The 10,965-nt window shown below is 73.2% G+C and carries 10 protein-coding genes and 1 pseudogene; 2 read left to right on the top strand and 9 right to left on the bottom strand.

Annotated elements, in window-relative coordinates; all coding sequences use genetic code 11:
- The 9 genes and pseudogenes from KBX39_RS11410 to deoC form a co-directional block, all read right to left on the bottom strand.
- Positions 1-359, bottom strand: a pseudogene (locus KBX39_RS11410) (thiol reductant ABC exporter subunit CydC); the annotation flags it as partial.
- A 20-nt stretch (positions 360-379) separates the two neighbouring features.
- Positions 380-2,059, bottom strand: a complete 1,680-nt coding sequence (gene cydD / locus KBX39_RS11405; protein ID WP_210870404.1) for a thiol reductant ABC exporter subunit CydD — start codon at positions 2,057-2,059, stop codon at positions 380-382.
- On the bottom strand, positions 2,056-3,063 hold the full coding sequence (locus KBX39_RS11400) for a cytochrome d ubiquinol oxidase subunit II (protein ID WP_210870402.1): 1,008 nt from the start codon (positions 3,061-3,063) through the stop codon (positions 2,056-2,058). Before KBX39_RS11400 ends, cydD begins: the two co-directional genes overlap by 4 nt.
- A gap of 11 nt (positions 3,064-3,074) precedes the next feature.
- Positions 3,075-4,322, bottom strand: a complete 1,248-nt coding sequence (locus KBX39_RS11395; RefSeq protein WP_069087167.1) for a cytochrome ubiquinol oxidase subunit I — start codon at positions 4,320-4,322, stop codon at positions 3,075-3,077.
- 104 nt (positions 4,323-4,426) lie between these two features.
- Positions 4,427-5,332 (bottom strand): M56 family metallopeptidase, encoded by a 906-nt coding sequence (locus tag KBX39_RS11390; protein ID WP_210870400.1) that lies wholly within the window; start codon positions 5,330-5,332, stop codon positions 4,427-4,429.
- 9 nt (positions 5,333-5,341) lie between these two features.
- The gene (locus KBX39_RS11385) at positions 5,342-5,890 is read right to left on the bottom strand and encodes a BlaI/MecI/CopY family transcriptional regulator (protein ID WP_210870398.1); all 549 of its coding nucleotides are present in this window, start codon (positions 5,888-5,890) and stop codon (positions 5,342-5,344) included.
- 728 nt (positions 5,891-6,618) lie between these two features.
- Entirely contained in the window at positions 6,619-7,443 is an 825-nt protein-coding gene (locus tag KBX39_RS11380) for an aldehyde dehydrogenase family protein (protein ID WP_064447630.1), read from the bottom strand.
- Entirely contained in the window at positions 7,436-8,866 is a 1,431-nt protein-coding gene (locus KBX39_RS11375) for an aldehyde dehydrogenase family protein (RefSeq protein WP_113972052.1), read from the bottom strand. Before KBX39_RS11375 ends, KBX39_RS11380 begins: the two co-directional genes overlap by 8 nt.
- Before the next feature lie 5 nt (positions 8,867-8,871).
- Positions 8,872-9,831, bottom strand: coding sequence for a deoxyribose-phosphate aldolase (gene deoC / locus KBX39_RS11370; RefSeq protein WP_030501215.1), 960 nt, complete (start codon positions 9,829-9,831; stop codon positions 8,872-8,874).
- Between the two features lie 136 nt (positions 9,832-9,967).
- On the opposite strand from deoC, the gene upp reads away from it, so the two are divergent.
- Both upp and KBX39_RS11360 read left to right on the top strand, forming a co-directional pair.
- Positions 9,968-10,600, top strand: coding sequence for a uracil phosphoribosyltransferase (upp, locus tag KBX39_RS11365; protein ID WP_043326733.1), 633 nt, complete (start codon positions 9,968-9,970; stop codon positions 10,598-10,600).
- A gap of 100 nt (positions 10,601-10,700) precedes the next feature.
- On the top strand, positions 10,701-10,965 hold a 265-nt coding region (locus KBX39_RS11360; RefSeq protein WP_210870396.1), incomplete at its 3' end, for a GPP34 family phosphoprotein.

Below are 10,965 nucleotides of genomic sequence, written 5' to 3'. Positions count from 1 at the left end.
AGGTCCTGGGCCGCCTCCACGTCCGACACCAGCCGGCACAGCGCGTCCCCGGTACGCCGGCCGGCGCCGCGCCGGGCGGCGAGCGTGGCGAACACCCGGGCCCGTACGTCGGTGATCATGCGGAGCACGGCGTCGTGCCCGGCGAGCCGTTCGGTGTACCGCAGCACGCCCCGGCTGACCGCCAGCGCCCGGACCGCGACGATGGCCACCGTCAGCCGGTCCAGCGGCGGGCGGCCGGCGGCGCTCATCAGCAGCCAGGTGGCGGTGGCCATCAGCGCCAGGCCGGCGAACTCGGTGGCGGCGGCGAGCAGCCCGGCGCCGAGCAGCCGGCTCAGGTACGGCCGGGCCAGGCGCAGCACCGCCCGTTCCGCGCCGGGGATCATCGGGCCACTCCCGGTCCGGTGGCGGTCGGGTGCAGTTCGGTGACCCGGCCGTCCTCGACGCGCAGGATCCGGTCGGCGTCGGCGAGCAGCGCGGGCCGGTGCGCGACGAGCAGCGCGGTACGTCCGGCGACCAGCCGCCGTGTGGCGTCCAGCACGACCGCCTCGCTGGCGGAGTCAAGCCGCGCGGTCGGCTCGTCGAGCAGCACGATCGGCGCGTCCCGCAGGAACGCGCGGGCGAGCGCGACCCGCTGCCGCTGACCGCTGGACAGGCCGTGGCCGCGTTCGCCGAGGCGGGTGTCCAGCCCGTCGGGCAGGGCGTCGACCACCTCGTCCAGCGCGGCGTCGGCGACCGCGGCGGCGAGCACGTCGTCCGGGGTGTCCGGCGCGCCGAGGCGGATGTTGTCGGCGAGCGACCCGGCGAACAGGTGCGCCCGCTGCGGCACCCACGCCAGTTCGCGCCGCCAGGCGTCCAGGTCGGCCCCGGCCAGGTCCACGCCATCGACGGTGACCCGGCCGGAGGTCGGTGCGACGAAGCCGAGCAGCAGGTTGAGCAGCGTGCTCTTGCCCGCGCCGCTGGGCCCGATGACGGCGATCCGGTCGCCGGGCCGGATGGTCAGCGTGACGTCGCGCAGCGCTGTGGTCCGGTCGTACGCGACGCTCACGCCCTCGAAGCGGATCTCGCCCCGGCCGCCCGGCGTGGGACGGCGGGGTTCGGTGGTGGCGGGCGCGTCGGTGGCGGAGAGCGTGAGCGCCTCGTCCAGCGCGGTGAGCCCTTCCATGCTGGCGTGGAACCGGCTGCCCGCCGCACGCAACGGCAGGTACGCCTCCGGGGTGAGCAGCAGCACCAGCAGCGCGGTGGAGAGCGTGAGGCCGCCGCCGAGCAGCCGGATGCCGACCGGCACCGCGACGAGCGCGACGGAGAGCGTGGCGACCAGTTCCAGCACCAGCGCGGACAGGAACGCGATGCGCAGCGTCTTCATGGTGGCCTGGCGGTGGCCGTCGGCCATCCGGCGGACCACGTCGACCTGGCCCCGGGAACGGCCGAACGCGCGCAGCGTGGGCAGCCCGGCCACCATGTCGAGGAAGTGCCCGCCGAGCAGCGACAACCGGCGCCACTGCCGTTCGGTGGCGGCCTGCGCCTGCCAGCCGAGCAGCGCGCCGAAGATTGGGATGAGCGGGATGGTGAGCGCGATGATCAGCGCCGAGCTCCAGTCGGCGAACACGATCCGGGCCAGCACCGCCACCGGCACCGTGACGCTCAGCACGAGCTGCGGCAGGTAGCCGGTGAAGTAGGGGTCCAGCGCGTCCAGCCCGCGCCCGGCCAGCGTGGCGAGCTGCCCGGCCCGCTGCCCGGCGACCCAGGTGGGACCGTGCCGGCCGACCGCGCCCAGCAGGTCGGCGCGCAGCGCCGCCTTGACCGTCGCGGCGGCCCGCGCCGCCACTGTGCCCTGCGCCCAGCTCACCAGCGCCCGCCCGGCGACCGCCGCCACGAGACCGGCCAGCGCCGGCCGGTGCAGCCGTCCGTCGAACGCGGTGGCTAGCAGCGTCGCCAGCGCGGTCGCCTGGGCGATCACCAGCAGCGCGGTCAGCCCGCCCAGCGCCGCGAGCACGGCGAGGTCGCGCCGGGCCGCGGGGACCCGACGCAGCAGACGCGGGTCGAACGGGCGGCGGTTCACCAGTACACCGGTGCCCTGCCGTCGATCCGTCCCCGGAACACCCACCAGCACATCGCCTGAAAGCCTAGTAGGGCCGGCACGAGCGGTAACGCGAGCCATCCCAACAGTGCCAGCGTCGGACGGCCGGCGGCCGCCTCGGCCACCGTCAGCGAGGCTGCCGGGTCGGCCGTGGAGACCAGGATCCGGGGCCAGAGCGCGGCCCCGACCAGCGGCGCGGGCAGCGCCAGCGCCGTCGCGGTCGCGGCGAAGGCCACACCGGCCCGGCCCCGCCGCAGCGCCGCGCGGGCCGTCAGCAGCGCGGCCACGAGCGCCAACGGCAGGAGTACGGCCACAGCCGGGCGCGCCACCGCGGCGCGTACCCGATCGGAGAGCACGCCCAGGACGGTGGCCGCGCCGACGGCGACGAGTGCGGCGGGCACCAGGGCGGTCGCCAGCCGGGCGAGCGCCGGGGCGTCGGCGGAGGGCAGCCGGAGCGTGAGGAACGTCGCACCGTGCACCGCCACCAGCGCCAGCAGGGCCAGCCCCGCGGCGGCGACGACCGGGGTGGCGAGATGACCGACACCGACCACGTGCCCGTCGGCGCTCAGCGGCACGCCCTGGAGCAGCCCGCCGAGCACCGCGCCCCAGCCCAGCGCGGCGAGCACGCTGCCGACCACCACCACCCGGTCCCAGCCGGCGCGCGCCGTTCCGGAGACCGGGCGGCTGCGCAACTGCACCCCGGCGGTCACCAGCACCACCCCGGCCAGCGCGGCGAGCACCGCCGGGTAGAAGCCGGAGAGCAGCTCGCCCTCCAGCCGGGGGAACGCGCCGAACAGGATGCCGACGGCCGCCACCAGCCAGACCTCGTTGCCGAGGAAGAACGGCCCGAGCGCGGCGAGCGTGGCCCGGCTGCCCGGCGTCGGGCCGCGCCGGGCCAGCAGCAGGCCGACGCCGTAGTCGTAGCCGCCGAGCACGAGGTAGGTGGCGAAGAAGAGGCCGAGCAGGGCGTACCAGGCGAGTTCCACGGCGGGCTCCCTCAGACGAGCACTGGCTGGTGGTGGGGGTCGGTGTCGGGCGCGGGTGGTCGGCCGAGGGCGGGGTCGTACGCGCCGCGCGCGGCGTGCCGGGCCAGCAGCGTCCAGTTGGTCACCGCGAGCGCGCCGAGCAGCAGGCTGAACCCGATCAGCGAGGCGAGCATCAGCCCCGGCGAGACCGGGGAGACGGCCTGCGCGGTGGGCAGCAGCCCGTACGCGGCCCAGGGCTGGCGGCCGACCTCGCGGGCGATCCAGCCGAGCAGCATCGCCACGAACGGCAGCGGCAGGCCGAGCAGGATCAGCCAGAGCGGGAACCGCAACCGGATGATCCAGTCGCGCCAGAGCAGCGGCAGCAGGAGCCAGAGGGCGCCGAGCGTGAAGCCGATCAGGATCATGAAGCCGAGGCCGACGTTGGAGAGCACCGGCGGATCCCAGTCGCCGGGGCCGAACCGCGCGGTCCAGTCGGCGACGAGCGCGTCGCGCTCCGGCCCGCCGCCGAACTTCGTCGGCTGGAGCTGCGCGACCGGGCCGAACTGGGCGAAGCCGAAGCCCTGGAGCGTGCTGACCGCTAGCGCCGCGGTGACCAGGCCGAGGCGCAGCGAGGTGCGGAACAGCGCGTAGTCGCTAGTACGCCGCAGCAGGTGCCACGCGCTCACCGCGGCCATCAGCAGGCCGCCGGTGACCAGGCTCGCCGAGATCACGTGGCCGAACGCCATGCCGAACGTGGGATTGGTGAGCAGCGCGCCGAAGTCGGTGAGGTGGGCGACGCCGTCGCGGACCTCGTACCCGACCGGGTTCTGCAGCCAGGCGTTCGCCACCATGATCCAGAACGCCGAGGCGTACGCGGTGATCGCCACGCCCCAGAGCAGCGCCAGGTGTACGCCGCGCCGCAGCCGGTGCCACCCGAAGATCCACATGCCGAGGAACGTGGACTCCAGGAAGAACGCCACCAGCGTCTCGATGGCCAGCGGCGCCCCGAACACGTTGCCGACGTAGCGCGACAGCCCGCTCCAGTTCAGCCCGAACTGGAACTCCATCACGATGCCGGTGGCGATGCCGAGCACGTAGTTGATCACGTAGAGCTGGCCCCAGAACCGGGTCAGCCGCTCGTACACCGGTTTGCCGGTGAGGAAGCCGGCCGTCTGCAACCCGACCAGCAGCGTGACCAGGCCGAGCGTGACCGCCACGAACAGGAAATGGATCGAGGTGGTGGTGGCGAACTGGAGGCGGGCGAGGAGCAGCGGATCCACTGTCGTCCTCCCATGGGTCGACTCTCTTGTCGTAGTCAACCTACACGTAGCTTCACTACCTATAGGGGTGTGCGAACCCGGAGAAGTCCCTTAGGGGGGCGAGATCAGCTCAGGAACAGGGCGAACGGCAGGGAGACGAGCGTGCCCGCGACGGCGAGCGCCATCGCGCCGAGCACACGCGGCGGGCGGTCCGCGACGAGCAGCCGCTGCACCCGTACGTCCAGATCGCGGTCGCCGAGACCGAGCGTGCCGGCCGGTTGCACCCGGTGCTCGGCGGCGGCGAACCGCCGCAGCGCGCCCGCCAGCGGCGCGTCCGCGTGCAGCTCCCGGGCCTTGTCGTCGGCGCGCATCTCGACCAGCAACGCCACCCGCGCGTGCGCGTCCCGCACCCACTGGAACCAGGGCAGCGCCCGGCACAACGCGGTGAACGGCAGCAGCACCAGATCGTGCCGCTCCTGGGCGTGCGCCCGCTCGTGCGTGAGCACCGCCGCCAGCTCGGCCGGGTCGAGCAGGTCGAGCGTGCCCGCGCTCACCACCACCCGGGGCCGCACCCCCGGCAGGCAGTACGCCGCAGCGCTCGGGTGGTCCAGCACCAGCGCGCCGGGCACCGTCGGGTCACGCCGGGCCACCAGGTGCAACAGCGCCCGGTGCCGGCGCTGGGCGCGTACCGCGCCGTGCAGGCTGCGTACCGTCGTGGTGAGCAGCACCACGCCGATGCCGAGACCGACGCCGACCAGGCTGAGGTGCACCGCGCCCACACCGGCCGGAAGCGTGCCGTGGGCCAGGTCGTCGGCCAGCGCCAGCAGCGCCCACCCGGTCGCCCGGTCGTAGACGTCGAGGCCCAGCGCCATCGGCAACCCCATGGCCGACAGGCCGAGCGCCAGCCCGACCGCCTGCCAGCACAGGATCGCCACCCGGGGCGCGCGCCACGTCCAGCGCGCGGCGGCGAGGACCTGCGCGGTCAGCCAGCAGGCCAGAATGGTCGCGGCGAAGTGCAGGGCGTACGCCACGGCGGCCGCCTACCGGTCCGTCGCCTCGTCGAGCGCGGGCCGACCGGGCCGGGGGTCCTCGATCCGGCCGGTCGGTCCGTCCTCGACGGTCGCGGGCCCGGTCGTCCCGGCCTCGACGGTTGCTGGCCCGGTCGCTCCGGTCTCGGTGGTCGCTGGCCCGGTTGCCCCGGTCTCGACGATCGTGGGCCCGGTCGCTCCGGCCTCGGCGCTGAGCGCGGCGCGGAGCACGTCCGCCTCCGTGCCGGTCACCGAGCGGGCGAAGCGCACCAGCGCGGCGTCCCGGCTGCCGCCGAGATCGAGGGCTTCGAGCATGAGCTGGGCGATGTGCGCCTCGCGGGTGGCGGCGGGGCGGTAACGCCAGGCGCGGCCCTCCCGCTCGCGCTGCACCATGCCCTTGCCGGCGAGCCGGTCGAGCACGGTCATGACGGTGGTGTAGGCCAGCTCGCGGCCGTCCAGGGCGTCGGCGACCTCGCGCACCGTCACACCGCCCGAGGCGGCTGGTGCCGCGTCCCACAGCACGTCCATCACCGCACGCTCAAGGTCCCCCAGCCGAGTCACCCACCAATCCTACCCCCGGTAGTAGATCCCCTCCGCCGCCCCGGTCCCCGGTTCCGGTCCCCGTCCCTCCCTCCCGAAGATCAACACCAGCTCGGGGAGGTGGTGTGGTCCGAGGTGGCTCGATGCGGCCACCTCGCCGTACTGGTGTCGATCTAGCTCTCCTCGGACGGCCCCGCCAAGATCCACTCCGCCTCGGGGAAGTGGTGCAGTCCGGGGGCGGTGGATGCGGCCCTCTCGGGGATCTGGTCTTGATCGTGCTGGCCTCGGGGTGGGCCCCTCGGCAAGATCAACGCCAGTTCGGGGAGGTGGTGGCATTCGAGGCGGGCTGATGTGACCACTTCGCCGTACTGGTGTCGATTTTGGTGCGTGGGAGGGCAGGGTCAGCGCCAGTTCGGGGAGGTGGTGCAGTCCCGGGCTGGTTGATGTGGCCACTCCGGGGAAGTGGTGTTGATCTTGCTGGGCGGCGGGGTGAGTGTCGGGCGTGGCTCGGGTCACTTCGGAGGTTTTGGTGTTGATCCTGTCGGCCTCCTGCGGGGCCTTCGACAAGATCAACGCCAGTTCGGGGAGGTGGTGGCATCCGAGGCGGGTTGATCGGCCCACTTCGCCGTGCTGGTGTCGATCTTGCTCGGGTGGGACCGACGACCGTTCGCGGGAAGAGCGGGAACGGGAAGTGGCGGCAACCCGGGTGGGTGTGCCGCCACTTCGGGCCGGGACCGGACTGCCGTCGGTCAGACGCCCTTGGGGTGCCAGACCGTCTTGGTCTCCAGCAGCGTGGTCATCCGGGTGATGCCGGGATCGGCGTACCAGTCGTGGTCGGCCGGGGCCGGCCGGAGCACCCGCTTGAGGTTCTCCGCGGCCTTGATCTCCAGGTCGGCTGCCAGCTCGGCGTCGGTGACGCCGGTCAGGTCGATCGCGTTGACGTCCATGTGCGCGGCGAGCGTCGGCACGGTCTCGGTCAGCCGGCCGGTGAGGATGTTGACCACCCCGCCCGGCAGGTCGGAGGTGGCGAGCACCTCGGCCAGCGTCACCGCTGCCAGCGGCGCCGCCGGGGAGGCTGCCACCACGACCGTGTTGCCGGTGACGATCGCCGGGGCGATCACGCTCACCAGGCCGAGCAGCGCGGGCTCCTCGGGGGCGGCCACCGCCACCACGCCGGTGGGCTCCGGCGCGGACAGGTTGAAGTACGGGCCGGCCACCGGGTTCGCGCCGCCGTACACCTGGGACAGCTTGTCGGACCAGCCCGCGTACCAGACCCAGCGGTCGATCGCGGCGTCCACCTCGTCGGCCGGTACGCCCAGGGCGACGAACTGCTCGCGCCGGCCCTCCAGCATCTCGGCGACCCGGTAGAGGATCTGACCCCTGTTGTACGCGGTCGCCCCGGCCCAGCCCTTCACCGCGGCGCGGGCGGCCACTACCGCGTCCCGCGCGTCCTTCCGGGAGGCAAGAGACACGTTCGCGGATTGCACGAGATACGACCGTCCCGACTCGCTGCGCGGGAACTTCCCGCCGATGAAGAGCTTGTACGTCTTGCGTACCGCGACCCGCTCAGACATTGAGGTACCCCTCCAGCCCGTGCCGGCCGCCCTCGCGACCGTAGCCCGACTCCTTGTAGCCGCCGAACGGCGACGTCGGGTCGAACTTGTTGAACGTGTTCGCCCACACCACTCCTGCGCGCAGCCGGTCGGCCAGCCACAGGATCCGGGAACCCTTGTCGGTCCAGATTCCGGCCGACAGCCCGTACGGCGTGTTGTTGGCCTTTTCGACGGCCTCCGCCGGGGTGCGGAACGTGAGCACGGACAGCACCGGGCCGAAGATCTCCTCGCGGGCGATCCGGTGGGCCTGGGTGACGCCGGTGAAGATGGTCGGCGCGAACCAGAAGCCGCGCTCGGGCAGCTCGCACGGCGGCGACCAGCGCTCCGCACCCTCGGCGGACCCGGCGTCGGACAGCTCCCGGATGCGGGCGAGCTGCGCGGCCGAGTTGATCGCGCCGATGTCGGTGTTCTTGTCCAGCGGGTCACCGACCCGGAGCTGGGCCATCCGGCGCTTGAGCGACTCCAGCACCCGGTCGGCCACCGACTCCTGGACCAGCAGCCGGGACCCGGCGCAGCAGACGTGCCCCTGGTTGAAGAAGATGCCGTTGACGATGCCCTCGACGGCCTGGTCGATCGGCGCGTCGTCGAAGACGATGTTCGCGGCCTTGCCGCCCAGTTCCAGCGTGAGCTTCTTGCGGGTGCCGGCGACCGAGCGGGCGATGGCCCGGCCCACCTCGGTGGAGCCGGTGAACGCGACCTTGTCCACGCCCGGGTGCTCGACCAGCGCCCGGCCGGTGTCGCCGGCGCCGGTGACGATGTTGACCACGCCGGCGGGCAGGTCGGCCTGCTGGCAGATCTCGGCGAACAGCAGCGCGGTCAGCGGGGTGGTCTCGGCGGGCTTGAGCACGACCGTGTTGCCGGCGGCCAGCGCCGGGGCGATCTTCCACGCCAGCATGAGCAGCGGGAAGTTCCACGGGATGACCTGCGCCGCCACGCCGAGCGGCTTCGGGTCCGGGCCGAAGCCCGCGTGCGGAAGCTTGTCGGCCCAGCCGGCGTAGTAGAAGAAGTGCGCGGCGACCAGCGGCAGGTCGACGTCGCGGGACTCCTTGATCGGCTTGCCGTTGTCCAGCGACTCCAGCACCGCCAGCTCGCGCGAGCGTTCCTGAATGAGCCGGGCGATCCGGAACAGGTACTTGGCCCGGTCCCGGCCCGGCATCGGACCCCAGACCTTCTCGTACGCGGTCCGGGCGGCGCGCACGGCGCGGTCCACGTCGTCGGCGCCGGCCTCGGCGATCTCGGCCAGCACCTCCTCGGAGGCCGGGTTCACCGACTTGAAGCTGCCGCCGGAGGCCGGGTCGACGAACGCGCCGTCGACGAAGAGCCCGTACGAGGGCTTGATGTCCACCACCGAGCGGGACTCGGGGGCGGGTGCGTATTCGAACATCGCGTTCAGTCCAGGGTGAAGTAGTCGGGGCCGGCGTAGACGCCGGTCGTCAGCTTGGTGCGCTGCATGAGCAGGTCGTTGAGCAGGCTCGACGCGCCGAACCGGAACCAGTCCGGGCTCAGCCAGTCGGCGCCGACCGTCTCGTTGACCATGACCAGGTACTTGATCGCGTCCTTGGTGGTCTTGATGCCACCGGCCGGCTTGACGCCGACCTGACGCCCGGTGGCGGCGCGGAAGTCGCGGACCGCCTCCAGCATCACCAGCGTCACCGGCAGGGTGGCCGCGACCGGGACCTTGCCGGTGGAGGTCTTGATGAAGTCGCCGCCCGCGAGCATGGCGAGCCAGGACGCCCGCCGCACGTTGTCGTACGTGGCCAGCTCGCCGGTCTCCAGGATCACCTTGAGGTGGGCGTCCCCGCAGGCTTCCTTGGTGGCCACGATCTCGTCGTAGACCTCGGCGTAGCGCCCGGCCAGGAACGCGCCCCGGTTGATCACCATGTCGATCTCGTCCGCGCCGGCCTCGACCGCCGCCCGCACGTCGGCGAGCTTGATCTCCAGTGGGGCCTGACCGGACGGGAACGCGGTCGCCACGCTGGCCAGGTGCACGCCGCTGCCGCGCAGCACCTCGGCCACGTACGGGACCATCGACGGGTAGACGCAGACGGCGCCCACGTGCGGGCAGCTCGGGTCGGCCGGGTCGGGGCGCAGCGCCTTCGCGGCCAGCGCCCGCACCTTGCCGGGCGTGTCCGCGCCTTCCAGGGTGGTCAGGTCGACCATCCGGATCGCCAGGTCGATCGCCTCGGCCTTCGCCGTGGTCTTGATGGAGCGGGTGCCGAGCTGCGCCGCCCGCTGCTCCGCGCCGACCTGGTCCACGCCGGGCAGGCCGTGCAGGAAGGTCCGCAGAGCGGTCTCGGATCGTCCCAGCTCGGAGAGATCCGACCGGGCCGACGTCGTTGTCGCCGTCATGCCCCGAATAGTACGCACTCGCGAGTCCTGTGATCTTGGTCACGGTGAACGGGTTGCGAGCGTCGTACGTGAGCGGGGTCGCTGGTCGGGCCGCACCCACCGTGCGCCGGTCCACGGAGCGGTAGGTTGAGCGATCGTGGACGTAACCGTCATTGACCATCCGCTCGCCCAGACGCGGCTGACCGCCATGCGGGACGCCCGGACCGACTCGTCGTCGTTCCGGGCGGCGCTGCGCGAACTCACCACCATGCTGGTGTACGAGGCCGCGCGCTCCTTCCCGGTCGAGAAGTACTCGATCCAGACCCCGGTCACCGCCACCGAAGGCAGTCGGCTGGCGAACCCGCCGCTGCTGGTGCCGGTGCTGCGGGCCGGCCTCGGCATGGCCGACGCCGCGCTCGGCCTGCTGCCCGAGTCGTCGATGGGCTTCGTCGGCCTGGCCCGCGACGAGGAGACGTACGAGCCCCGCGCGTACATGGAGTCGCTGCCGCGCGACCTCAGCGGCCTGCCGGTGCTGGTGCTCGACCCGATGCTCGCCACCGGCGGCTCGCTGGAGCACTGCTGCCGGCTGCTCGCCGACCGCGGCTGCACCGACATCACCGTGCTCTGCGTGCTGGCCGCGCCGGTCGGCATCGAGCGGCTGGAGCGCTCCGGCCTGCCGTTGCGCCTGGTCACCGCCTCGATCGACGAGGGCCTGAACGACTCGAAGTTCATCGTCCCCGGCCTGGGTGACGCCGGCGACCGCCAGTTCGGCGGCATGCCCCGTTTCTGAGGCCGGTCCCGGTGCGGAGGGTCGGCCCTCCGCACCGGGAACCGGACTGCCCCGGCGAGTTGGTGCGCGGGGGTGCGGGGAGGCGCTAGCGTTCCGGGCCATGACTGGTGTTGCGCTCGCCGAAGAGCTGCTGCTCCTCGCGTACGACGACGAAACCGGCAAGGCCACCATGCCGCGGATCAGCCTTGACCTGGGCATGGCCGCGGCGGTGCTGGTCGAGCTGGCCCTGGCCGGACGGCTCGCGTACGCGGACGGGAACCTGGCGGTGATCGATCCGGCGCCGACCGGTGAGCCGATCGCCGACGCCGTACTCGCCAAGATCGCCGCGGAGACCCCGCATACACCCTCGTCCTGGGTGCAGCGGC

The sequence above is a fragment of the Micromonospora sp. D75 genome (assembly GCF_018070405.1).
GTDB lineage: Bacteria > Actinomycetota > Actinomycetes > Mycobacteriales > Micromonosporaceae > Micromonospora > Micromonospora chalcea.
Note: the sequence above shows the minus strand (reverse complement) of the source record. Positions and strands in the feature narration are given on the sequence as shown.

Bases quoted from the DNA above. Each gene is read 5' to 3' on its own strand.
- deoC (WP_030501215.1), bottom strand. From the start codon at position 9,831: ATGACGGCGACAACGACGTCGGCCCGGTCGGATCTCTCCGAGCTGGGA.
- KBX39_RS11375 (WP_113972052.1), bottom strand. From the start codon at position 8,866: ATGTTCGAATACGCACCCGCCCCCGAGTCCCGCTCGGTGGTGGACATC.
- KBX39_RS11380 (WP_064447630.1), bottom strand. From the start codon at position 7,443: ATGTCTGAGCGGGTCGCGGTACGCAAGACGTACAAGCTCTTCATCGGC.